Annotated in this window: 18 protein-coding genes; 7 read left to right on the top strand and 11 right to left on the bottom strand. The window is 63.9% G+C overall.

Annotated elements, in window-relative coordinates:
- The first annotated feature begins 108 nt into the window (after window positions 1-108).
- The 4 genes from E8E78_RS06155 (at window position 109) to E8E78_RS06170 (ending at window position 5,305) form a co-directional block, all read left to right on the top strand.
- The gene (locus tag E8E78_RS06155) at window positions 109-1,188 is read left to right on the top strand and encodes a 4-oxalomesaconate tautomerase (protein ID WP_084738467.1); all 1,080 of its coding nucleotides are present in this window, start codon (window positions 109-111) and stop codon (window positions 1,186-1,188) included.
- 74 nt (window positions 1,189-1,262) lie between these two features.
- The gene (locus tag E8E78_RS06160) at window positions 1,263-2,579 is read left to right on the top strand and encodes a dicarboxylate/amino acid:cation symporter (protein WP_061203755.1); all 1,317 of its coding nucleotides are present in this window, start codon (window positions 1,263-1,265) and stop codon (window positions 2,577-2,579) included.
- 123 nt (window positions 2,580-2,702) lie between these two features.
- Window positions 2,703-4,007: a citrate:proton symporter gene (locus tag E8E78_RS06165; RefSeq protein WP_280312897.1), complete on the top strand. Its 1,305-nt coding sequence runs from the start codon at window positions 2,703-2,705 to the stop codon at window positions 4,005-4,007.
- A 44-nt stretch (window positions 4,008-4,051) separates the two neighbouring features.
- Window positions 4,052-5,305: an OprD family porin gene (locus E8E78_RS06170; protein ID WP_280312895.1), complete on the top strand. Its 1,254-nt coding sequence runs from the start codon at window positions 4,052-4,054 to the stop codon at window positions 5,303-5,305.
- 52 nt (window positions 5,306-5,357) lie between these two features.
- Here E8E78_RS06170 and E8E78_RS06175 read toward each other — a convergent pair whose 3' ends face one another.
- Complete coding sequence (locus tag E8E78_RS06175; RefSeq protein WP_016500817.1) at window positions 5,358-5,606, bottom strand: CsbD family protein; 249 nt, start codon at window positions 5,604-5,606, stop codon at window positions 5,358-5,360.
- Between the two features lie 133 nt (window positions 5,607-5,739).
- The gene (gene soxR / locus E8E78_RS06180) at window positions 5,740-6,195 is read right to left on the bottom strand and encodes a redox-sensitive transcriptional activator SoxR (protein WP_016500816.1); all 456 of its coding nucleotides are present in this window, start codon (window positions 6,193-6,195) and stop codon (window positions 5,740-5,742) included.
- Window positions 6,196-6,279: 84 nt separating this feature from the next.
- Here soxR and E8E78_RS06185 point away from each other — a divergent pair, with 84 nt between their 5' ends.
- Together E8E78_RS06185 and E8E78_RS06190 are read left to right on the top strand one after the other, a co-directional pair.
- Entirely contained in the window at window positions 6,280-7,377 is a 1,098-nt protein-coding gene (locus tag E8E78_RS06185; protein WP_059395438.1) for an efflux RND transporter periplasmic adaptor subunit, read from the top strand.
- Window positions 7,374-10,457: a MexW/MexI family multidrug efflux RND transporter permease subunit gene (locus E8E78_RS06190; RefSeq protein ID WP_061203758.1), complete on the top strand. Its 3,084-nt coding sequence runs from the start codon at window positions 7,374-7,376 to the stop codon at window positions 10,455-10,457. The genes E8E78_RS06185 and E8E78_RS06190 overlap by 4 nt, the downstream gene beginning before the upstream one ends.
- Before the next feature lie 115 nt (window positions 10,458-10,572).
- Here E8E78_RS06190 and E8E78_RS06195 read toward each other — a convergent pair whose 3' ends face one another.
- The 6 genes from E8E78_RS06195 to E8E78_RS06220 all read right to left on the bottom strand — a co-directional run bounded on the left by E8E78_RS06195 (window position 10,573) and on the right by E8E78_RS06220 (window position 17,233).
- Complete coding sequence (locus E8E78_RS06195; protein WP_059395436.1) at window positions 10,573-11,310, bottom strand: GntR family transcriptional regulator; 738 nt, start codon at window positions 11,308-11,310, stop codon at window positions 10,573-10,575.
- 146 nt (window positions 11,311-11,456) lie between these two features.
- Window positions 11,457-12,971, bottom strand: a complete 1,515-nt coding sequence (locus tag E8E78_RS06200; protein ID WP_280312889.1) for a DHA2 family efflux MFS transporter permease subunit — start codon at window positions 12,969-12,971, stop codon at window positions 11,457-11,459.
- A complete protein-coding gene (locus E8E78_RS06205) occupies window positions 12,961-14,100 on the bottom strand; it encodes an HlyD family secretion protein (RefSeq protein ID WP_280312886.1) in 1,140 nt (379 codons plus the stop codon). The genes E8E78_RS06200 and E8E78_RS06205 overlap by 11 nt, the downstream gene beginning before the upstream one ends.
- A 160-nt stretch (window positions 14,101-14,260) precedes the next feature.
- On the bottom strand, window positions 14,261-15,676 hold the full coding sequence (locus tag E8E78_RS06210) for a TolC family protein (protein WP_080983670.1): 1,416 nt from the start codon (window positions 15,674-15,676) through the stop codon (window positions 14,261-14,263).
- Window positions 15,677-15,779: 103 nt separating this feature from the next.
- Window positions 15,780-16,490, bottom strand: a complete 711-nt coding sequence (locus tag E8E78_RS06215) for a helix-turn-helix transcriptional regulator (RefSeq protein WP_049274361.1) — start codon at window positions 16,488-16,490, stop codon at window positions 15,780-15,782.
- Window positions 16,491-16,789: 299 nt separating this feature from the next.
- The gene (locus E8E78_RS06220) at window positions 16,790-17,233 is read right to left on the bottom strand and encodes an acetyltransferase (RefSeq protein ID WP_049274360.1); all 444 of its coding nucleotides are present in this window, start codon (window positions 17,231-17,233) and stop codon (window positions 16,790-16,792) included.
- A gap of 267 nt (window positions 17,234-17,500) precedes the next feature.
- On the opposite strand from E8E78_RS06220, the gene E8E78_RS06225 reads away from it, so the two are divergent.
- Entirely contained in the window at window positions 17,501-18,427 is a 927-nt protein-coding gene (locus E8E78_RS06225) for a LysR substrate-binding domain-containing protein (protein WP_049274358.1), read from the top strand.
- 232 nt (window positions 18,428-18,659) lie between these two features.
- On the opposite strand, the gene E8E78_RS06230 is transcribed toward E8E78_RS06225, so the two are convergent.
- The 3 genes from E8E78_RS06230 to E8E78_RS06240 all read right to left on the bottom strand — a co-directional run bounded on the left by E8E78_RS06230 (window position 18,660) and on the right by E8E78_RS06240 (window position 22,701).
- On the bottom strand, window positions 18,660-21,146 hold the full coding sequence (locus tag E8E78_RS06230; protein WP_049274356.1) for a TonB-dependent receptor: 2,487 nt from the start codon (window positions 21,144-21,146) through the stop codon (window positions 18,660-18,662).
- A 113-nt stretch (window positions 21,147-21,259) separates the two neighbouring features.
- Window positions 21,260-22,195 (bottom strand): FecR domain-containing protein, encoded by a 936-nt coding sequence (locus E8E78_RS06235; RefSeq protein ID WP_049274354.1) that lies wholly within the window; start codon window positions 22,193-22,195, stop codon window positions 21,260-21,262.
- A 5-nt stretch (window positions 22,196-22,200) separates the two neighbouring features.
- Complete coding sequence (locus E8E78_RS06240) at window positions 22,201-22,701, bottom strand: sigma-70 family RNA polymerase sigma factor (RefSeq protein ID WP_049274353.1); 501 nt, start codon at window positions 22,699-22,701, stop codon at window positions 22,201-22,203.
- Window positions 22,702-22,807: the final 106 nt, after the last annotated feature.

The following is a 22,807-nucleotide window of genomic DNA, read 5'->3' on the forward strand; positions in this document are numbered from 1 at the left end:
GAATCGCAATAATGGCTACGATATTTGCATTGGATTGATTTATCCATGCCTGTCACTCTTTTGCTCACAGCATCAATGATGTCCATTGATCAACAAGGGTGCAAAATCATGCAGCGAATTCCTTGCGTACTCATGCGCGGTGGTACCTCTAAAGGGCCGTTCTTCCACGCCTGGGACCTGCCTGCCAATGTGGTCGAACGTGACGAGTTGCTGATCAACCTGATGGGCTCCGGCCACGAGCTTGAAATTGATGGCATCGGTGGCGGCAGCCCGCAAACCAGCAAGGTGGCGATCGTCAGCCCTTCGTTGCATCCCGAGGCTGACGTCGATTACCTGTTCGTGCAGGTGATGGTTGCCCAACGCCGCGTCGACACCGCGCCCAATTGCGGCAACATGCTGTGCGCCGTGGGCCCGTTCGCCATCGAACAAGGCCTGGTGAAAGGCCAGGATGGCAAGACCTTGGTCCGCATCCGCAACCTGAACACCGGCACCTTGGTCAATTCGCTGGTGGAAACCCCCGGCGGTATCGTGCGCTACGAAGGCCGCACGGCAATCGATGGCGTACCGGGCACTGCCGCCCCGGTGCACCTGACTTTCCTCGATGCAGTCGGCAGCAAAACCGGCAAGCTGTTCCCTACCGGCAAGGCCACGGATGTGATCGATGACGTACCGGTAACCTGCATCGACATGGCCATGCCCATGATGGTCGTGCAGGCCAGTCAACTCGGGGTGACCGGATCGGAAACCCCTGCAGAACTCGATGCCAATCACTCGCTGCTCAAGCGCCTTGAAGCGCTGCGGGTGAAAGCTGGCAAAGCCATGGGTCTTGGCGACGTCAGTGGCATGGTAATCCCCAAGCCGGTGCTGGTGTCTGCGCCACGGTACGACGGCACGTTGCAGGTGCGTTACTTCATGCCGCACAACTGTCACCGTGCGTTGGCCATCACCGGGGCGGTAGGGCTGGCGACTGCCTGCGTCAGCCCGGGCACGGTGATCGCCGACCTGCTTGGCGAGGATGCCCGGCAGTTGACCGAAGTGCGTCTGGAGCACCCGAGCGGCGGCATCGATGTGGCGCTGTCGCGCAGCGGTGTCGACGGCAAGACAACCCAGGTGTCTGTGGTACGAACCGCCCGGCGGCTCTTCTCGGGTTTCGTCTATGCCCCTACCTTGCGCAGGCTGGCAGGGTAGCTAGAGGCGGCCCTGCCACCTGCTTTACACATGCACCAAGCGCATCCGCACAATTTCAACAATGGTGATGCCCCATGAAACTCGCCAAATCGCTGTACTTTCAGATCCTCTGCGCCGTCCTGCTGGGCGTAGTGGTCGGCCACTTCTGGGCGCAACAGGCCGTTGCGCTCAAGCCCTTGGGTGATGCCTTCATCAAGCTGATCAAGATGATGATCGCCCCGGTGGTGTTCTGCACTATCGTCACCGGCATTGCCGGGATGACCGACAAGCGCTCGCTGGGGCGCCTGATGAGCAAGGCGTTGCTGCTGTTCCTGGGCCTGACGGTGGTGAGCCTGGCGATTGGCCTGGCGGCGGTCTACCTGTTCAAACCCGGTGTGGGCATGAACATCGACCCCGCAACCCTCAGCACCGAAGGCCTCAGCCAGTACACCGCCTCCGCCGCCAAGCTGGGCGTGGTCGATTTCTTCATGCACATCATTCCCGATACGTTCATCGGTGCCTTCAACAAGGGCGAAGTATTGCCGGTGCTGTTCATCGCCGTACTCAGCGGCTTTGCCCTGTCGTCCATGGGGGACAAGGGCAAGCCAGTGCTGGATGTGCTGGAGTCTGCCTCGACCATGGTGTTCCGCATTTTTGGTTACCTGATGCGCTTTGCGCCGGTGGGTGCCTTTGGTGCGCTGGCTTTTACCGTCGGGCAGTACGGCATCATCTCGCTCGGTGCCCTGGCCAAGCTGGTAGGTACGCTGTACATCGCCTGTGCGTTCTTCGTACTGGTCGTACTGGGTGGCATCTGCCGTGCCCATGGTTTCAGCCTGTGGAAACTGCTGCGCTATTTCCGTGAAGAATTCCTGGTGGTGCTGGGTACTTCGTCCACCGAGCCCGTGCTACCGCGCATGCTGGAAAAGCTCGAGAAGCTGGGCTGCAAGAAGGGCGTGGTAGGCCTGGTGTTGCCAACCGGTTACTCGTTCAACCTGGATGGCACAGCCATCTACCTGTCGCTGGCGGCCATCTTCATCGCCCAGGCCTGCAACATCGACATCACCCTGGGGCAGACGCTGACCATGCTGGCGATCATGTTGCTGTCGTCCAAGGGCGCCGCCGGGGTGACAGGCAGTGGTTTCGTTGCCCTGGCCTCGACCCTGACCGTGATCCACGACATTCCGCTGGCTGGCCTGGCGCTGCTGATCGGTATCGACCGCTTCATGTCCGAAGCCCGGGCCCTGACCAGCCTTGCCAGCAATGCGGTGGCCACGGTGGTGATCTCGCTGTCAGAGAATGCCTGTGAGCGGGAGACCCTGTTGCGCACACTCAATGGTGAGCAACCGGTACAGCCAGACTGTGCTGCACCCGAACCGGCCGCCTGGCCCGCCGAGCCAAGCCGCCACGGCTGAACCCCGTTCGTACTACTGAACATTGACTTAAATTTCCACTCAGCGTCGCAGCGATGCCGAGTGGGGTTGGAGGCTGCCTGCCCGGCGGGCGGCCACGCACAATAAAAACAAGAGAGAAAGACCATGCTCGCACTCCTGGGCCTGATCATGGTGGTGACGTTCACCTACCTGATCATGAGCAAGCGCCTGTCGCCTATCGTTGCGTTGACCGTTGTCCCGATCGTCTTCGCCGTCATCGGCGGCTTTGCCCCCGAACTGGGCAAGATGATGCTCGACGGCCTGAAGATGGTCGCCCCATCGGCAGCCTTGCTGCTGTTCGCCATCCTGTTCTTCGGCCTGATGATCGATGCCGGCCTGTTCGACCCGCTGATCCGCAAGATCCTCAAGCGGGTGAACGGCGACCCGGTCAAGATCGCCATCGGCACTGCACTGCTGTCGCTTCTGGTGGCGCTGGACGGTGACGGCACGACCACCTACATGATCACCTGTGCCGCCATGCTGCCACTCTACAAACGTATCGGCATGAACCCGATGATCCTGGCCACGGTGTCGATGCTGTCGCTGAGCATCATGAGCGGCTTGAGCCCCTGGGGCGGGCCAGCCACGCGGGCCATCGCCGCGCTTGGGCTGGACGCCAGCGAGTACTTCATCCCGATGCTGCCGACCATGATGGGCGGTGCGGCCTGGGTGGTGTTCACGGCCTTCCTGCTGGGGCGTACCGAACGCCGCCGTATCGGCAACATCGCCCTGCAGGCCGGCGGTGGCAACTGCTACATCAAGGAGATCCTCGGCGACAACCCGTACAAACGCCCGCGGCTGGCCTATGTAAACCTGTTGCTGGTAATCGCCGTCATGACCGCGCTGGTGATGGGGCTGATGCATGCCGCCATCATGTTCATGATCGGCTTCGTCGCCGCGCTGATGATCAACTACCCGCAGCTGGAACTGCAGAAGGAGCGCATTCTGGCGCATTCGGGTAACGCCATGACCGTGGTGCTGCTGGTGTTCGCCGCGGGTATCTTTGCCGGGATCTTCTCGGGCACCAAGATGGTCGACGCCCTGGCGCAAACCCTGGTGGACTGGATTCCCGAAGAATGGAGCCACTGGTTCCCGCTGGTGGTGGCGCTGACCAGCATGCCGCTGACCTTTGTGTTGTCCAACGACGCCTACTACTTCGGCGTGGTGCCGATCCTGGCCAACGCCGCCGCAGCTTACGGCATCGACCCGCTGGAAATTGCCCGCGCCTCTGTCCTCGGCCAGCCGGTGCACCTGATGAGCCCGCTGGTGGCTTCGACGTTGCTGCTGGTGGGCAGGGTCGACCGTGACATCGGTGACTTCCAGAAGGCCACCTTCAAGTGGGCCGTGCTCACGTCGCTGGTGATCACCGCGCTGGCCTTGCTCACAGGGGCTTTGTCCTTCTTCGTCTGAGCCCTGCCTGCACGCTTTCAAATAACAACAATAGAGTACCGATCATGTCCCGAGCCATGTTCCGTGGGGCCACCTGTGGCCTGCTCTGCGGCTGCTTACCTGTTGCCGGCGCCGCTGGTTTCGTCGATGACAGCAAGCTCAAGCTGCAACTGCGCAACGTCTACTTCAACGAGAATTTCCGTGACGAGCAGGGCATGAGTGCGCGTGCTGCCGCCAGTGCAAAAAGCGAGCGGGTGGAGTGGGCCCAGGGTTTTCTGCTCGACTACCAGTCGGGCTTTACCGCCGGCACGCTCGGGGTCGGGCTCGACGCACTGGGCCTGGTCGGCATACGTCTGGACTCGGGCCGTGGGCGCAGCGGTTCCGGGCTGCTGCCGGTGCATGACGACGGCCGAGCGGCGGACGAATTCGCCAGCGCAGGTGTCACGGCGAAGGCCCGCATCGGGCAGACTGTGGTCAAGCACGGCACCTTGCTGCCCAAGACGCCGGTGCTGGTCTATAACGATGCCCGGCTGTTGCCGCAGACGTACCAGGGCACGCAGCTGACCAGCACGGATATCGAAGGGCTGACACTGACGGCGGGGCACCTGGACCGCTTCAAACAGCGTGATTCATCGGACAGCACTGGCCTGTACCTGGATGGCTATGCGGGCGGCATGTCCGGTGACTTCAACTTCGCCGGCGCCGACTATGCCGTCAGCAAACAACTGCGCCTGAGCTATTTCCATGGCCAGCTCGAGCACTTCTACCGCCAGGACTTCGCCGGCCTGCTACATGAGCTGCCGCTGGCCGGTGGCGTGCTGAGCACTGACCTGCGCTATTTCAAGAGCCGTGACAGCGGTGCCGCCTACGGCGGCGCCATCGATAACGACATGATCAGCGGGCAGGTGGCCTATGCCCATTCGGGCCACACCCTCGGTGCTGGCTACCAGGTGCTCGATGGCGAGGCAGGGCTGCCCTACATCAGCGGCGCGACGGTGTATTCGTTCAGCAACGTCGGCATCGGCAAGTTTATCGAGCAAGACGAAAAGACCTGGATGGCAAGCTACGCCTACAACTTTGCGGCAGCAGGCGTGCCGGGCCTGACCTTCATGGCGCGATACCTGAGTGGCGAAAATAGCCGCTCCGGTGCCGGGGGCATCAAGGAGTGGGAGCGTGACGCCGAGCTTGCCTACGTGGTGCAGGGCGGGCCGTTGAAAGGGCTGGGTGTGAAGCTGCGTAACTATGTCTATCGTTCGGATTTTGCCCGCGGGCGCGACAGCAACCGCCTTTACCTTACCTACGATATCGCCATCTGGTGATGGCGCGGGCCGGATGGCGTACCCGGCCCAGGCCCTGCTTGCGCAGCCCTGTTCAGCGGCGCAGCAGGCGAGAGACCACCAGCGTGACGGCGGCGGTGATGGCCAGCGCGGCGAACGGTTTTTCCTTCACGAACGAAGACACCGTATCTAGCGTGTCACCATAGGTCTTGGTCAGCTGGCCTGCTGCCTGACGCCCATCGCCTTCGGCTTCCAGCGCAGGATCCTCGATCAGTCGGCCAACAGCGCTCTGCGCCTTGCCTGCCAGGTTCTCTGCTACACCTTCGATCTGTTCACGTTTCATGATGGCTTTGTTCCTTCCTGTGATCGGCTTTGGGTTAACAGCACAGGGTTAGGGCGGTGAAGGGCCGCAATGGTTCCAAGCGTCTGCGTGTCACCTGTAGATCACGCATCGCACATGGCTTGGGAGCGCGAGGCTAACGCGCTTTCTTCTCGAGGATCCGCGCCCCGGTACCTTCCTTGCCCAGCACATCCTCGGGGTTGCGCAGCGGGCAGTCTTCCAGCGACAGGCAACCGCAACCAATGCAGTTGTCCAGGCTGTCGCGCAGCGCCTCCAGCGTGCGGATGCGGGCGTTCAGGTCTTCGCGCCAGGCGGTGGACATCTCGCCCCATTGCGCCGCCGTAAGCTTGCTGTTTGGCGCATAGCGGCTGAACGCCTGCTTGATTTCCTCCAGCGGAATACCCGTGCGCTGCGCCACCTTGATGATCGCCAGTGTACGCAGCACCAGCGAGGGATAGCGCCGCTGGTTGCCGGCCGTGCGGACGCTGGCGATCAGCCCCTTGGTCTCGTAGAAGTGCAGCGCAGACACCGCCACGCCGCTGCGCTTGGCCACTTCACCCACTGTGAGCATCCGCGTGTTGTCCGCTGCCATGTCTGTTGACCTCAAGTTAAGTTGAGCTCTTATAGTCCTGCCCGATCTTCCCCGCAACCGCTTTCCCGGTGATCGGAGCTGTGCATGAACAAACGGACGTTACTGGCCTGGGCTGGCGCTGTAGCCGGTGTGCTGGCTGCTTGCTATGCGTTAGTGGGTAGCGGTTCGGCGCCACCCGCTGCGGCGGCGTGGCCGGCGACCAAGGTGGCGCTGGCTACGGCCGAGCAGGTACAGCTGGCGCGGCAGAACTTTGCTTCAGGGGAGCTGGAAGCGGTTAACCAGGTACAGGTGGCGGCCGAGACGGCGGGGCGCATTACCCGCATCGCCTTCGAGTCGGGGCAGGCGGTCACTGCCGGGCAGTTGCTGGTGCAGCTCAACGACGCGCCGGAGCAGGCCCAGCGGGTGCAGTTGCGGGCCAGGCTGCGTAACGCCGAAGTGGTGCTGCAGCGCAGCCGCAAGCTGCGGGCAATGAATGCCGTGTCGCAAGAGCTGCTGGACAACGCCGCCACTGCCGTGGACGTGGCCCGTGGTGAGCTGCAGCATGTCGAGGCGCTGATCGCGCAGAAGGCCATTCGCGCACCGTTTGCCGGCAAGCTGGGTATTCGGCGGGTGCATCAGGGCCAGTATCTGGGCGCCGGTGATGCCATCGTCAACCTGGCCGACATCAGCCAGTTGCATGTGAATTTCGCGTTGGGCGAGCAGGCCGCCCCCGAAGTGCACGTCGGGCAAGTGCTGGCACTGACGCTGGACGCAGTACGCGGGCAAGGCTTCAAGGCCCGGGTGGTGGCGGTCGATCCGGTGGTCAGCAAGGCGCGCCTGGTGCAGGTGCAGGCAGCCTTGCCGAACCCGGACGGGCAGTTGCAGCCGGGCATGTACGCTGGCGTGCGCCTGGATGCTGTGCAGCCGTCGACTGTATTGGCTGTGCCAGAAACCGCGATCACCTACGCCGCCTATGGCCAGACGGTATTCGTTGCCACTCAGGACCCGGCGCATGGTACCCGGGTCAGCAGGGTGCGGGTAACCACTGGTGAGCGCTGGGAGGGGCGGGTGGAGGTTACCTCCGGCCTGGCGCCCGGTGACCGGGTGGTGGTGTCTGGCCAGTTGAAGCTCAGCGACGGCATGTCGGTCGAGCCGGTGGCGCAGGACAGCTTGCAGGCAAACCTTGGAGGGGGGCAGCCATGAAGTTTACCGACCTCTTCGTGCGCCGCCCGGTGCTGGCGCTGGTGGTCAGCAGCCTGATCATCCTGATGGGGCTGTTTGCCATGGGCAAGTTGCCGATCCGTCAGTACCCGTTGCTGGCAAGCTCGACCATTACTATCAGCACCGAGTACCCCGGCGCTTCGGCCGAGCTGATGCAGGGCTTTGTGACCCAGCCGATCACCCAGGCGGTGTCGTCGGTGGAGGGCATCGACTACCTGTCCTCGTCGTCGCAGCAGGGGCACAGCCTGATCACCTTGCGCATGGTGCTCAACCGCGACTCGACCCAGGCGCTGGCCGAGACCATGGCCAAGGTCAATCAGGTGCGCTACCGCCTGCCGGAAAAGGCTTACGACCCGGTGGTGGAGCTGTCGGCAGGCGACTCCACCGCCGTGGCTTATGTGGGTTTTGCCAGTGACAGCCTGTCGATCCCGGAGCTGAGCGATTACCTGTCGCGGGCGGTGGAGCCGCAGTTCTCAGGCATCGACGGCGTGGCCAAGGTGCAGTCGTTCGGTGGGCAGCGGCTGGCCATGCGCCTGTGGCTGGACAGCGAACAGATGGCCGGGCGCGGGGTGACGGCAGCGGACGTGGCGCAGGCGGTGCGGGCCAACAACTACCAGGCGACGCCGGGCCAGGTGCGTGGGCAGTACGTGCTGGCCGATATCCAGGTGGACACTGACCTGACCCGGGTCGAGGACTTCCGCGAGCTGATCATCCGCAACGATGGCACCGACCTGGTGCGCCTGCGCGATGTCGGCACTGTCGAGCTGAGCGCGGCTGCCACCCAGACCAGCGCTACCATGGACGGCAAGCCTGCCGTGCACCTGGGGCTGTTTCCCACGCCGGCCGGCAACCCGCTGGTGATTGTCGAGGGCATTCGCCAGCTGCTGCCGCAAATCCAGCAGACCCTGCCGCCCGGGGTGAAGGTGGCGCTGGCCTATGAGACTGCGCGCTTCATCGATGCTTCGATCCATGAGGTGCTGCGCACCCTGGTGGAGGCGATGCTGATCGTGGTGCTGGTGATCTGGCTGTGCCTGGGTTCGCTGCGCAGTGTGCTGATCGCAGTGGTGGCCATCCCGCTGTCGATGCTCGGTGCCGCAGGCCTGATGCTGATGTTCGGCTTCAGCCTCAATCTGCTGACCTTGCTGGCGATGGTGCTGGCCATCGGCCTGGTGGTGGACGATGCCATCGTGGTGGTGGAGAACGTGCACCGGCATATCGAAGAGGGCAAGTCGCCGGTTGCTGCGGCATTGGCCGGGGCGCGGGAAATCGCCGGGCCGGTCATTGCCATGACCCTTACCCTGGCGGCGGTGTATGCGCCGATCGGGCTGATGGGCGGGCTGACCGGCACGCTGTTCCGCGAATTTGCCCTGACCTTGGCGGGGGCGGTGATCGTGTCCGGCATCGTGGCGCTGACCCTGTCGCCGGTGATGAGCTCGTTGCTGTTGCAACCGGGGCAGCAGCATGGCGCGATGGCCAACATGGCTGATCGGTTGTTTGCTGCGTTGACCGCGGCCTATGGACGAGTGCTGGCCTACTCCCTGGCGCATCGCTGGATCAGCGCGGGTGTGGCGCTGCTGGTGTGCCTGAGCCTGCCCTGGCTTTACCTGCTGCCCCAACGCGAGCTGGCGCCGCCCGAGGACCAGGCAGCGGTGCTGACCGCCATCAAGTCGCCGCAGCATGCCAGCCTGGAATATGCGGAACGCTTTGCGCTGAAGCTTGACCAGGTGATGAAGTCCATCGCCGAAACCACCGACACTTGGATCATCAACGGCACCGACGGCCCGGCCGCCAGTTTCGGGGGTATCAACCTCAGCGCCTGGCAGGCGCGCGAGCGTTCCGCCGCACAGGTGCAGGCGCAGTTGCAGCAGGCCGTGGCGGATATCGAAGGCAGCAGCATCTTCGCCTTCCAGGTCGCTTCGCTGCCGGGCTCCAGTGGCGGCCTGCCGGTGCAGATGGTGCTGCGCAGCGCCCAGCATTACCCCGAGCTGTACCAGACCATGGAAGTGCTCAAGCAACGCGCCCGCGACAGCGGCCTGTTTGCCGTGGTGGACAGCGACCTCGACTACAACAACCCGGTGGTCAAGGTGCGCGTCGATCGGGCCAAGGCGGCCAGCCTGGGCATCAGCATGCAGGCCATTGGCGAGTCGCTGGGTGTGCTGGTGGGCGAGCAGTACCTCAACCGCTTTGCGTTGTTCGGGCGCTCCTATGATGTGATCCCGCAGAGTATCCAGGACCAGCGCCTGACGCCTGCGGCGCTGAACCGCCAGTATGTGCGCGCCAAAGATGGCAGCCTGGTGCCGCTGGCCATGGTGGTGCACCTAAAGATCGAAGTGGCGCCCAACCGCCTGCTGCAGTTCGATCAGCAGAACGCCAGTACCCTGCAGGCCATCCCGGCGCCGGGGGTGTCGATGGGCAACGCCGTGGCCTTTCTCGAACAGCTCACCGCCGAACTGCCGCCGGGCTTCAGCCACGACTGGCAATCGGAATCTCGGCAGTATGTGCAGGAGGGCTTTGCCTTGATGTGGGCGTTTCTTGCTGCCCTGGTGGTGATCTACCTGGTGCTGGCGGCGCAGTACGAAAGCCTGGTTGACCCACTGATCATCCTGGTGACTGTGCCGCTGTCGATCTGCGGTGCGCTGCTGCCGCTGGCGCTGGGCTGGGCCACGCTGAACATTTACACGCAGATTGGCCTGGTGACCCTGATCGGCCTGATCAGCAAGCACGGCATCCTGATGGTGGAGTTTGCCAACGAGATCCAGGTGCGCGACAACCTCGACCGTGCTGCCGCCATTGTCCGTGCCGCGCAGATACGTTTGCGGCCGGTGGTGATGACCACTGCGGCGATGACCTTTGGTGTGCTGCCGCTGCTGTTCGCCAGCGGCGCCGGGGCCAACAGCCGCTTCGGGCTGGGGGTGGTGATTGTGTGCGGGATGCTGGTGGGCACCTTGTTTACCTTGTTCGTGCTACCGACCATCTATGCCTGGCTGGCGCGCGATCACCGGGTGACCACGGTGCGGGGGCAGCAGTTGATCGAAGCCGAAAGGCAATTGGGGGCGCCGTAGGAGCAGCCTTGTGCTGCGAAGAGGCCGGCATGGTCAACACATTTCTTTGGCAGTAATGGCCTCTTCGCAGCACAAGGCTGCTCCTATAGGGATTTGCGCGCGCCTTTGGGACGGATCAGGTGGGCGAGCGATCCCGGCGCATCTGGGTCACCAGGGTGAAGCGGTCATCCGGGTGCACGGTTTCGGAAACCGCCATCAAATCACCGTTTTCCTCGCGGTAATGGCGGATGATCTTCAACCCCGGTGAACCTGCCTCGGCCTTCAGCGCTTTGGCCATCTCTGTCGTCAGCAGCACTGCCCGCACCTGCTGGTCGACCACCGCGATCGCCCGGCCATAGTGCTGCTCGATCAACCCGGCAATCAGCTGGTCGGGGTGCTCGCGGGCCCGTTCGATGACCTCGGCATAGTCGCGCTGTGCGTACACATCGGTCCAGCACAGCGGCGCGGCATTGTGCAGGCGGTCGACGCGGATGCTCGACACGCAGAAGTAATGCTCGCCCGGTACCAGCCCCAGCCGCGCCGCTTCGTTCAGTTCGGCGACGAAATGGCGCACGTTCTGGATTTCCCGCTGCTGGGTTTCGGCCAGGTGGGCCAGGTCGGCCACGCTGGCCAGCGACTGCGAGTAGCCGCCGCGCGGGCTGCTGGCCTCCACCCGGGTGCCCACGCGCTTGCGCCGTGACACCAGCCCCTGGTTGAGCAGCTGGTCGATCGCGGCGCGCACCGTGTGCCGGCTCACATTGTAAAGGTCGCACAGCTCGAACTCGGTCGGCAGCAGGCTGCCCACCGGGTAGCGGCCGTTGGCGATGCCTTCCATCAAGTCCTTTGCCACGGTGGAGTAGCGCGTCGGGTTCATACCTCTGGTCTGTCTCGCACATTTCATCGGTAGGCAGTGTAACAGCGGCAGGGACCTGTTCGGCACCGCCGAAATGCGTGCGGTGCCGGGCCTTGCGCCGGGTGCGGCACTCTAAGCGCATGCTCCTGCAGGGAGATGTGTCGGCATCACAATTGGTGTTTTGACCGCAGCAGCAATGCCGCTATTGCACACCCGACCAACGCCAGGCACGCCAGGTAGAACGCATCACTGTAAGCCATCAGGTAAGCCTCCCGCCGAATCGTCCCCGCCAACCCCTCCAGCATCTGCTGCTGGTGCGGCAACCAGCTCTGCACCGTCGGGCTGATGCGCTCTTGCACGCCAGGCTCGAACACTGTCACCTGCTCGTGAATACGCTCGCTGTGAAAGCGCTCACGGGTGGCCACCAGTTGCGTCAACCCGGCCGTGCCGATGGCACCCCCCAGGTTGCGCAGCATCGAGAATACCGCCGAGGCCGAGCCGGCCTCACGCTTGTCCAGCCCGGCCACCGCCAGCACCGACAACGCCACCATGATGAATGACTGGCCAATACCGCGCACCACCGTGGACGGGATGATCACGTTGTCGGCACTGTCGGCGCTCAGGCTCGCCCCCAGCCAGCAGCCCAGGGCCATGATCAGAAAGCCGCTGGCGACCATGAACTTGGCGCTGGTCCAGCCCATCAGCCGGGGCATCAACGGCGCCAGCAGCAGCTGCACCACGCCATAGGCGATCAGCGCCACGCCGACATCGTGCGCGCTGAAACCCTGCAGCTGCGACAGGTAGTTGGGCACCAGGAATACCAGGCCGAACGTTGCGGCGCCAAAGATGAACATGGCCACGCTGGCGACGCCGAAGTTGTAGCGCCCGAGCAAGCGCAGGTTGATGAACGCGCGCTGGCCGAACAGCTGGGTCACCACGAACACCACCAGGGCAATGGCGGCGACTACACTCATGGCGACGATGAATGGCGAGCCGAACCAGTCCAGCCGGCCGCCTTCTTCCAGCACGATCTGCAAGCCACCCAGGCCGATCACCATGGCGGCGATACCCAGCCAGTCACCTTTGCGTAGCAGCTCAAGCTTCATGGGCTTGGCCTCGATCGACCAGGCGATGGCGAACAGCAGCGCAATGCCGGGGAACAGTTGCAGATAAAAGATCCAGCGCCACGAATAGGCATCGGTCAGCCAGCCACCAATCGAGGGCCCGGCCGCCTGCGCCACGCTGTTGGCCAGGCTGAAAAGCGCCATGCCCATGGCCATCTTGCTGGCCGGCAGTTCGGTGATGATCAGCTGGAACGACAGGGGAATCAGCACCGCGCCCGCAGCACCCTGGATCACCCGGATGGCAATCATCGCCTCCAGGTTGGGCGCCCAGGAACAGGCCACCGAAGCTATCAGGAATATGAGTGAGCCGGTCCACATCACCCGCCGCAGCGAGAACACCTCCACCAGCCAGGCCGTCAGCGGAATCATCACGATTTCCGCCACCAGGTAGGCGGTGGAAATCCATGAACCTTCCTCGAAGCTGGCACCCAGCGAGCCGCGGATTTCCGGCAGCGCGGCGCTGGTGACATGCACGTTCATGCCGGCCATGAAACAGCCGAACAAGCCGCCGAGCACCGCCACCCAGGCGCGCAGCGAGACGGGTTGTTCAGTGCGCATCGGCCACCTCTGCGGGGCGGGTGTCGACCGTGCTCACCACCGACATGCCGGGCAGTACCTGCGGGCCATCCAGCGGTGTGTCCAGCAGAATGCGAACCGGGAAGCGCTGGACAATCTTGGTGAAGTTGCCGGTGGCATTGTCCGACGGCAGCAATGCGAAGACATTGCCAGAGGCCGGCGAGAAGCTGGCCACATGGCCGTGCAGTGGCTGGCTGGCGAAGCTGTCGACGCGGATTTCTACCGCCTGCCCCGGGCGCATGTTGGCCAACTGGGTTTCCTTGAAATTGGCCACCACATAGGCCTGCTGCAGGGGCACCACGGCCAGCAGCGGCTGGCCCGGCACCACGTACTGGCCGGCGCGTACGCGGCATTGGCCGACCACGCCCGTGATCGGTGCGCGGATCACGGTGTCCTGTTCGTCCTGCTCGGCCAACTGTTGGTGGGCCTGCGCGCGGGTCAACGCTGCCGCGCGCTGTTGCAGTTCGGCGTCAGCCTGCGCTGACCGGGCCTTTGCCATGGCCAGTTGTGACCGTTGTTGGTGCAGCGCGGCCTGGGCACCTTGCAGCGCGGCTTGCGCCTGGGTGGCATGGGCGCTGGCGGTTTCCAGGCGCTGCACGGTCGCGGCGTCGTCTCGCACAAGGCCACGGTAGCGTTGCATGTCCAAGTCACTGCGCCGCTGTTCGGCAGTGGCACTGCGCATGGCAGCTTCTGCCTGCAGGATGGCTTGTTGTTGCAGGTTGATACGCTCGCTGGCCATCTGCTGGCGGGCCTGGGCGGCCACCAGTGTCGCCTGCGCCTCGGCCACACCTGCCCGGGCCTGGTCAAGGCGGGCGCGGTAGTCGCGGCTTTGCAGGCGTACCAGTACATCGCCGGCTTTCACGGGCTGGTCGTCAGCCACTGCTACCTCGGCCACGTAACCGGCCACGCGTGGGCTCAGGGCCACCCAGTCGGCGCGGACGTAGGCGTCGTCGGTGGTCTCCAGGTAGCGGCCGGTGGTGAGCCAGTAGCTGGTGAAGGCCAGCAGGGCGATTGCTGCCAGGCTACCGCTGGCGGTGTAGGCCAGGCGACGACGGGCTTTGGCCCGCTGTTCACTTTCGAGGGGTGCGGTTCGTTCTACGGCAACATTCATGTCCGGTTTCCATGCTTGATTTTTGGGGCTGCTGTGCCGCCCTTCGCGGGCACGCCCGCTCCCACAGGGATGCCGTTTTCTTCGGGCGCTGCGCAGTTCCTGTGGGAGCGGGCGTGCCCGCGAAGGGCCGCTAAGCGGCCGCATTTGTTATTACCTCGAGCTACCACCGCCCGCCCAAGGCGCGAAACAGGTTGACCTGTGCCTGTGCCAGCCGCCCACGGGCTTCTACGTGGCTGCCCCGCAGGCGAATCAGTTCCCGCTCGCTGTCCAGCAACGCCAACCCGTCCACGGTGCCGGCGCGATAGTTGCCCTGGGCCAGGGCATAACCGCGCTGGCTGTGCGTCAGGGCGGAATCCAGCGCCTGCAACTGCTGCCGCTCACCGTCATAGCGGGCAAGGGCCTGGCGTACGTCCTTGAGCGCGCTCAGCGCCATGCCGCGGTAATGGGCAACCTGCGCCTGCTGCAAGGCCTCGGCTTTGTCGACCCTTGCGCGGTTGGCTTTGATATTGGGGAATTCCCAACGGATCAGCGGGCCAATGCCAAACATCACCGCGCGGCTGTCACCAAGGTTGGCAAGGCCATGGTCCGAGGACGTCAGCGAAGCGCCGAAGATGACCTTCGGATACAGGTCGGCCCGGACGATGTCGGTTTCCAGGCTGGCCGCCTGCAGCTCCCGTTCGGCCTGGCGCACATCCGGCCGGCGTTCGAGCAAATGCCAGCCATCGCCGGCCGGTAGCGGCGCCGACAGCGTGGGGATGGTGGTGCAAGTTGCGGTATCGGCCACCGAGGCCTGGCCACTGAGCATGCTCAGTTCGTAAAGCGCCATCTGCCGCCGGGCTACTAGCATCGGCAGTTGTGCACGCACCTGTTCCCGCAAACCCAGCAGACGCTCGCTGTCGAGGGCAGTGGCCACGCCGGCCTGGCGCTGGCGTTCGCTCAGTTGCACGCTGTGGTCGAGTGTTTGCAGGGACTGCTTAGCCTCGTCCAGGCGCGCCGCGTAGACGCACTGGTCGATGTAGGCGCGGCTGGTCTGGGCGACCACTTGCAGGCGGACCAGGTCCAGCGCCGCAGCGCTGGCTTCGGCCTGGGCCCGGGCGTGCTCGATGGCAGCACGCACCTGGCCCCAGACATCCACCTGATAGGCCAACTCGATACCTGGGTTGAATTGCCATTGAGCCGGCGCGTGGCTGTCGGTCGCCTCGGCCAGGGTCTGGTCATCGGCGGTCATGCCATAGGTGGCGGCAAAGCCCATCGAGGTTGACGGCCAGCGCCTGGCATCGAACTCGCCGATCCCGGCCAGCATGGCCTGCACATTGGCCTCGGCCTGTGCCAGGTCCTGATTGTGCGCCAGCGCTTGCTGTACCCAGTGGTTAAGTTGCGGGTCCTGGAACAGCGCCCACCATTGTTCGGGCAATGGTTGCCGGCTGACACCGGCTGGCACACTCGCCAGCGGGTTGGCCAGCAGCGCTGCAGCTGGCTCGGCAGGTGCGGGTTGCCGGGTGCACGCCGCCAGCACGCCGAGCATGGCGACTACGGCAAACCGGGCAGGGAAGGGAAATGAAGGCAGTAAGGGCATCACACATGTCGCTCAAGGGTGGTGATGCGAGGTTAACGAGGGTACAGCGCACGCCGCTGCCGCAAGCGGGACAACCCTGCGCGCAAGTGGGACAACCTGGGGCTCAGTACCCGCGCGCGGTACTGTTTTGCCAATCGCTCGGCGCGTAGCCGAGGATGCGCTTGAACATGGCGGCAAAGGCGCTGGCGCTCTGGTAGCCGTGCTCCAGCGCCACGTTCAGGATCGGCTGGCCATCGGCCAGGCACTGCTGGCTGAGCATCACCCGGGCACGGGCGCGCCATTCACCATACGACATGCCCACCTCGCGCTGGAACAGCCGTGCCACGCTGCGGGCGCTGATGTTCAGTTGCGCGCCGCATTGCTCCAGGGTCAGGTCCTGGGCCGGGTCCTGCAGGAAGCGCTCGCACCAAGTGCGCAGCCGCGCCTGGTGCGGCAACGGCACAAAGGCATCGATACGCCTGGCAGTGGCCAACTCAAGCTGGATCAGTGCCCGCACGTGCTCGCCGTCACGCAGGTCGAGCATGCGTGACGCGGCCAGGATCAGTTCGTGCAGCAGGCCGGACACAACGATGACCTGGCATCGGTCGATGCGCGCATCGAGCAGCAGGGTGCGCATGCAGACCACGCCCTCCATGCGGATGGCATGGCTGACCCCGGCGGGCATCCACAACGCATGCCCGCCGGGGATCACCCAGCTACCGCCTTCGCTGCTGACCCGCATCACACCACTGGCGGCGTAGATCAGCTGGTCTTCGGCGTGGCAGTGGCTGGCCACTTCCTCGCCGTGTCCGTAGTCCATTTCCAATGCTTGCATGCGGGGTATCCTCGGTATTGGATCCGATTATACGGCGGCTTATTGGTGCTGGATTGCGAAGATTGGTGGTTCGGCGCAATTATTCAGCGCCTGTGCAATCTAGCGCCGCCCGCGCGGCGCTCGATTGCTCAGGCGCTGAACATGTCGCGGCAAGCACCTGGTGGCACTGACCCGATCCCTTGGCAGCCCGGCGACCGGGCATGAGAACCCGACAGTCAAGCTAGCAGCACCTTCATGGTGGCCGTACGTTTGCGACACACGGCTCGATGGACCGGTCTATCGCGGTATGTGCCTTATGGTCACGCCTTGGTGGGCAAGCTCATATGCAGCAAGGGGAACGGCCGGCCTTCGCCATCCAGCGGCGAGCGGCCGGTCTGGACGAAGCCGTAGTGCTCGTAGAACCCTGTTGCCTGGGGGTTCTGCTCGTTGACATCGACACTCATCGCGTTACGCGACTGGCGGCCAAAATCCAGCAGCGCCCGGCCAATACCTTGGCCATGTCGCTCGGGGTCGACGAAGAGCATTTCCACGTGGTTTTCATTGAAACCGATGAAGCCCAGCGGCTGGTCATCGGTGTCTACTGCAACCCACAGCTCGACGGCCGGGAAGTACACGTCGCGCAGCTGTGGCAACAGCGCGTCGATGTCGGACGGTTGCAGAAAGTGGTGTGTGGCGCGTACGGCGCGCAGCCAGATGTCGAGCAACTGCTGATAGTCTGCAGCAATGCCTTGGCGAATGATCATGGGGTCATCCTGAATGTATAGATGGCAGATGGGCGCGCCAAAAGATGGCGGCCATGCAGGTGTCGGCATCATGAATGACCGCTTCGCGATTTAACGCCTGGGCGGTGCACGGCAGGGGAAGCCGGAAGGGAAGTTGGCGGAAGGTTACCTAGATTGCGCAGTGTGGGGCAATGCAGCCTGAGTCGGGTTTTCCGGTTTTTACTCGACCGCAATCCATATCGATGCTGGAATTGAGTCCGCACGTCATGGCCATGGCCGGGAGCCCCAATGAACCGCAACGAACTGCGCAAAGCTGATATCAACCTGATGGTGGTGTTCGAGGCTCTGATGCAGGAGCGCAACCTCACCCGTGCTGCGGAAAAGCTGTTCGTCGCGCAGCCCACGGTCAGCGCCGCGCTGGCCAGGTTGCGGGCTATGTTCAATGACCCGTTGCTGATCCGCGTGGGCAACCGCATGGAACCGTCGGCCAGGGCCGAGGAGGTCATCAAGTACCTCACCCCGGCGCTGGATGCGATGTCCACCGCCCTCAGCATGACCCATGATTTTGAGCCGCTGACCAGCAAGATGACCTTCCGCATCGGCTTGTCCGATGATGTCGAGTCGGGGCTGTTGCCGCCGTTGCTGCGGGCGCTGCGGGTGGAGGCGCCGAATGTGGTGGTGGTCGTGCAGCATGTGGATTACTGGCGCATTCCAGACTTGCTGGCAGCAGGCGATGTGACGGTCGGCATCAGCCAGACCAAGGGGCTGCCGGCCAACGCCAAGCGCAAGGTGCTGCGCACGATGCAGGGCAGGGTGGTGCGGGCCGACAAATCAGCCACCCTACTGACGCTGGATGAGTTCTGCGCCCGCCCGCACGTTCAGGTATCGCCCACTGCCAATACGCAAGGTGTGGTCGATGACTGGCTGAAGGATATCGGCCGCGAACGCAAGGTGGTGTTGTCGGTACCGCAGTTCAGCTCGTTGCCGGCGATTCTGGCGGGTACCGACCTTCTGGCCTGCTGCCCCGACTATGCCGCCCACGGCATGGAGCGTTGGGGCAACCTGCAGGCCGAGACGCTGCCGTTCGAGACGGCTGCGCTGGAGCTGGCCATGGTCTGGTTGAGCACTACCGACAGCGACCCGGCCGAACGCTGGCTGCGCAGCCGCCTGCAGCAATACATGAGCGGCGAGCGTGAAGTGGCGATCGGGCTCTAGCCGCGATCATTGTGCGGATGACTACCGGGCAAGCCTTGTTCGGGCGCATGAGCGATTTCCTTATCTGCTAAAACAATCAATGGGTTGACGCGGCCCGTGTAGGAGCGACCTTGTGTCGCGATGGGCCGCGCAGCGGCCCCAGGGTTTCAGCCAACCTGCATCATTTGCCGGGGCCACCTTGCGCCCCATCGCTCTGTTCTCTGCACGATCCCCCGCAACCGCCCGTGATCCCTTAGAACGTGCCTTGCAACGTCACCATGAAGTTGCGTGGCTCACCATAGAAGTTGCCCCACGCCGGCGCACCGATGGTGGCGTAGTACTTCTTGTCGAACAGGTTGTTGCCGTTGAGGGCGACCGTCCAGTTCGGGTCGATGCGGTACTGCACGCGGCCGTTCCACACGGTGTAGCCCGCCTGCTCGACGCGGGTAGTGCCGGTAGTGCGGAAGTTCTCGCTCTGGCTGTTCAGGCCGGCGCCGACGGTGAAGCGCTCCAGTGCACCGCCCAGCTGGTAGTCACCCCACACCTTTAGCATGTGCCGTGGGATGAAGCTGGAGGTGAAGGTCAGCTCGGTGGGGTCGGTGTCTTCGATGGTGCTCAGGTACTTGGTCTGGGTGTAGGTGTAACCCGCCAGCAGTTGCAGCCGCTCGATTGGCGAGCCGCTGATCTCGGCCTCGAAACCCTGTGCACGCACCTTGCCGCTGTCGGTGTAGCAATAGCCGTCGCCAGACGGGCAGGCTTCGTTGTAGTCGGTTTCCGCGCGATGATTCTCAATGGTGCGGAACAGGTTGAACGAGGTGTTCAATGCGCCGTCAAGCAGCTCGCCCTTGATGCCGATCTCGTAGTTGGCACCGGTCTTGGGCTGTAACGCCTGCCGCTCGGCATTCACCTTGTCGCTCTGCGGCTGGAAGATGTCGGCGTAGCTGGCGTAGGCGGTCCACTGGTCGTTCAGGTCGTACAGCACGGCGGCGAACGGCGTGACCTGGCCGTTTTCCTGGCTGCGGTTATTCACCCAGTAATCGTAGAACTGGGTATAGGAGTCGCTCTTGTTGCGGTACCAGCTGACCCGCGCGCCCAGCACCAGGGTCAGCGGCTCTGCCAGCTTCAGCCGCAGGTTGGCGTAAGTGCCGTACTGGGTGGTGGTGGAGTCGGTTGGCACGCTGCCGCCGCGGGTCGGGTTAACCAGGTAATCGCCCTTGGACGGGTGTGGGAAGTTCGCGGTCGGGTTGAACGGGTCCTGCTTGGCGTTCAGCAGCATAAGCGCGAAGTAGTCATGGGTTTTTTGCCGGCTGGCGTTGGCGCCGATGATCAGCTCGTGCTGCAGGCCGAACGCCTCGAACTTGCCATCGACATAGCTATCGAAGCCGTAGTCGTCCTGGTCGTAGTCGAAACGACCGGCTCGCACGTTCATGCTGGCGGTACTGGCGCCGACCGGTACCGTGCCTTCGGAGTAGGCGTATTCGATGTCCTGGTTGTTGTGGGTGTAGATCGAGGCGAAGTTCAGCGTCCAGTCTTCGTTGAAGCGGTGCTTGAGGTCGGCGAAACCGGTAACACGCTGGCTTTGCAGGTCGTTCCAGCTGGCCCCCAGGCAGGTGGAGCGCGACAGCTTCAGGTCACTGCCATCGGCGTAGCGTGGCAGGCCGGAATAGCACGGTGTGGCATCGACATCCTCGTAGGCCAGGCCAAAGCCCAGGGTGGTGTCGGCGGTGACGTCCCAGTCGATGGCGCCGTACAGTATCTGGTCCTGGCGCTTGGCTGTGTCATAGAAGTACTGGCGATCCTGCAGCGACGCCACGGCGCGCCCCCGCACGGTTCCTGACTCGTTTAACGGGCCGCCTGCATCCACCTGGCCGCGGTAGTTGTCCCAGCTACCGGCAGACAGGGTGACGGTGGTGGCGGCTTGTTCCTGGCCACGCTTGCGCACGAAGTTGACGCCGCCGGCAGAAGAGCCGGAGCCCTTCATCATGCCCGCCGCGCCCTTGAGGATTTCGACGCGGTCGTAGAACGCCATGTCGCTGGAAAAGCTGTTGGCCTGCACGTAGTTGCCGCCCACGTCCAGCGGCACGCCGTCGTACTGGTACTGGCCGTCCAGGTTGAAACCACGGGAGTAGAAGTACTTGCCGCCCATGGGCGAGTCGTACACGGTGATGCCCGGGGTCTTGTCCAGCACCTGTTCCAGCGTGTTGAGGTTCTGGTCGTCGAGCATCTTGCGGGTCATCACGGTGACCGACTGCGGGGTTTCCTTCAGCGTGTGCACGCCCTTGCCGATGGTCACTGCGTGGGCAGTGTACGACTGGGTGCCCTCGCTGGTGGCGTCCAGCCGGTTGGCGTCGATGTTCATCGGCCCCAGCTCCATGGCCGAGCCGTTGTCTGCAGGCATCAGCACATAGCCGCCATTGCCCTGGCGCTGAGCCTGCAAGCCACTGTTGGCCAGCAGGCGGATCAGCCCTTCATCGACGCTGTAGCTGCCTTCCAGGCCTGCGCTGCTCAGATTGCGGGTTTGTGCGGTGTCGAACGAAATGGTCACGCCCGCCTGCACGCCAAACTGGGTGATGGCATTGCCCAACGGGCCGGCAGGGACGTGGTAGGCGGTCTGGCTTTGGGCCATGGCCTGGGCAGGCATCAGCAGCAGCCCCGGCGCGCTGGCCAGGGCCATGCCGAACACTACCAGGCGCACGGCCTGGCTCAGCTTGGTTGCAGGGGTGGGGTGCAGATGGGGCATTGCGTGATCCTTCCGTGTCATGGCAGAAAGTCGCTGTCGTCGCGGCTTGTGTCAGGGACGGGCGAGAATCGAAATCAGCAAGGTGTGGGTGAAATTATTTTTGGGGCCGTTATTCAGGCGGGTTCCACGCTCACCCAGTAACGGCTGATATAGCGCACCTTCACGGGCAGGGTTTTGGGTAGGTTGGCCAGTGCAATATCGGTATCGTCGATGCGGAATGCACCGGAAATGCTCAAGGACCGGATCGAGGAGGCGCAGCGCAGCACCCCTTGCCGGTAACGCCCCAGTTCCTCGACAAAGTCGCCCAGCTGCCAGTCGTTCACACTCAGCATGCCCTGCAGCCAGGCTGTCGAATCCACGGGCAGGGCATGTGCGCTGGCGAAGTCGTCGCGGTCAAAATTCACTTGCTGGGTGGCCTGCAGTTGCAGCACCCGATCAGGGTGGTGCTGCGGGCGTACTTCGACAGCGCCCTGCAGCACGCCCACGCGCGTCTGCCGGGCAAGTTTGCGGATGCTGAACTCGGTACTACGGGTGAGCACGCTGCCGTCTTCGGTGTGCACGATGAACGGGCGCTGCTGAAGGCCACTGATCGGGCGCACCAGGATTTCCCCTTGGTACAGCTGGATCGCCCGTACCTTGGCGTCGTAGCGCACATCCAGCGCGGTATTCACGTTCAGCTCCAGCTGTGAGCCATCCTCCAGCTGCATGGCGCGCCGTTCGCCGCCACGGGTGCGTTGCTGGGCCAGCATTGCGCGATAGGGCACCTGCTCGGCTGCCAGCCAGCCACCGCCGCCCATGGCCAGCAACAGGCTCAGCACCTTCAGCACATCGCGCCGCTGTGCTTGTGCCGCGCCCAGGCTGGACAGCGCTGCCTGTGGCGGCACCATGGCCCATTGCTGCTGCAGTTTTTCTACCCGCGCCCAGGCGGCAGCATGTTGCGGGTTGGCCTGCAGCCACTGCCGCCAGGCGTAGGTGCGGGCCTCGTCGCTGGCGCCATCGTTGAGCTGCACATACCAGGTGGCAGCGGCTTCGAGTGTCTTGAGATCCATCGCCCTCAGCCTTCGACTGCCAGCAGGCAGCGGGTCATCGCCTTGATCAGGTGGTTCTTCACGGTGGTAACCGACACGCCGAAGCGCTCGGCCGTAGCACCGTAGGTCAAGCCTTCCAGTTGAACGGCGAGGAAGATGGCGCGGGTTTTGGCGCCGAGTTCGTCGAGCAGGGTGTCCACGGCCACCAGCATTTCGATGATCGACAAGCGCACTTCCGGCGATACCTCTACCGGCTCCGGGCGCAAGGCCAGGGCTTGCAGGTAGGCTTTTTCGATGGCGCGGCGGCGGGCTTTGTCGATCAGCAGCGCGCGGGCGATAGCGCTGAGGTAGCTGCGCGGCTCGCGGATCGGCAACGGATTACGTGCGGTCATTACCCGCAAGAACGTGTCGTGGGCCAGGTCGGAGGCATCGGCGGCGTTGCCCAGGCGGGCGCGCAGCCAGCCCTTCAGCCAGCTGTTGTTTTCGCTGTACAGCTGGTGCAGGGCCTGAGGATCGAGCGTCGACATGCGTCAAGACCGCAATATTAATGGGAATTGATCGCATTGTCATGGTAGGGCAGGCTGATTGCAAGGATCGTGTGCATGCACACATCCTTGTGGGAGCGGGCGTGCC

Source organism: Pseudomonas sp. BN505, assembly GCF_029873175.1.
Lineage (GTDB): Bacteria > Pseudomonadota > Gammaproteobacteria > Pseudomonadales > Pseudomonadaceae > Aquipseudomonas > Aquipseudomonas putida.

Bases quoted from the DNA above. Each gene is read 5' to 3' on its own strand.
- E8E78_RS06155 (WP_084738467.1), top strand. From the start codon at position 109: ATGCAGCGAATTCCTTGCGTACTCATGCGCGGTGGTACCTCTAAAGGG.
- E8E78_RS06225 (WP_049274358.1), top strand. From the start codon at position 17,501: ATGAACCGCAACGAACTGCGCAAAGCTGATATCAACCTGATGGTGGTG.
- E8E78_RS06215 (WP_049274361.1), bottom strand. From the start codon at position 16,490: ATGCAAGCATTGGAAATGGACTACGGACACGGCGAGGAAGTGGCCAGC.
- E8E78_RS06185 (WP_059395438.1), top strand. From the start codon at position 6,280: ATGAACAAACGGACGTTACTGGCCTGGGCTGGCGCTGTAGCCGGTGTG.
- E8E78_RS06220 (WP_049274360.1), bottom strand. From the start codon at position 17,233: ATGATCATTCGCCAAGGCATTGCTGCAGACTATCAGCAGTTGCTCGAC.
- E8E78_RS06230 (WP_049274356.1), bottom strand. From the start codon at position 21,146: ATGCCCCATCTGCACCCCACCCCTGCAACCAAGCTGAGCCAGGCCGTG.
- E8E78_RS06200 (WP_280312889.1), bottom strand. From the start codon at position 12,971: ATGCGCACTGAACAACCCGTCTCGCTGCGCGCCTGGGTGGCGGTGCTC.
- soxR (WP_016500816.1), bottom strand. From the start codon at position 6,195: ATGGCAGCGGACAACACGCGGATGCTCACAGTGGGTGAAGTGGCCAAG.
- E8E78_RS06170 (WP_280312895.1), top strand. From the start codon at position 4,052: ATGTCCCGAGCCATGTTCCGTGGGGCCACCTGTGGCCTGCTCTGCGGC.
- E8E78_RS06205 (WP_280312886.1), bottom strand. From the start codon at position 14,100: ATGAATGTTGCCGTAGAACGAACCGCACCCCTCGAAAGTGAACAGCGG.
- E8E78_RS06160 (WP_061203755.1), top strand. From the start codon at position 1,263: ATGAAACTCGCCAAATCGCTGTACTTTCAGATCCTCTGCGCCGTCCTG.
- E8E78_RS06175 (WP_016500817.1), bottom strand. From the start codon at position 5,606: ATGAAACGTGAACAGATCGAAGGTGTAGCAGAGAACCTGGCAGGCAAG.
- E8E78_RS06165 (WP_280312897.1), top strand. From the start codon at position 2,703: ATGCTCGCACTCCTGGGCCTGATCATGGTGGTGACGTTCACCTACCTG.
- E8E78_RS06235 (WP_049274354.1), bottom strand. From the start codon at position 22,195: ATGGATCTCAAGACACTCGAAGCCGCTGCCACCTGGTATGTGCAGCTC.
- E8E78_RS06210 (WP_080983670.1), bottom strand. From the start codon at position 15,676: ATGCCCTTACTGCCTTCATTTCCCTTCCCTGCCCGGTTTGCCGTAGTC.
- E8E78_RS06190 (WP_061203758.1), top strand. From the start codon at position 7,374: ATGAAGTTTACCGACCTCTTCGTGCGCCGCCCGGTGCTGGCGCTGGTG.
- E8E78_RS06195 (WP_059395436.1), bottom strand. From the start codon at position 11,310: ATGAACCCGACGCGCTACTCCACCGTGGCAAAGGACTTGATGGAAGGC.
- E8E78_RS06240 (WP_049274353.1), bottom strand. From the start codon at position 22,701: ATGTCGACGCTCGATCCTCAGGCCCTGCACCAGCTGTACAGCGAAAAC.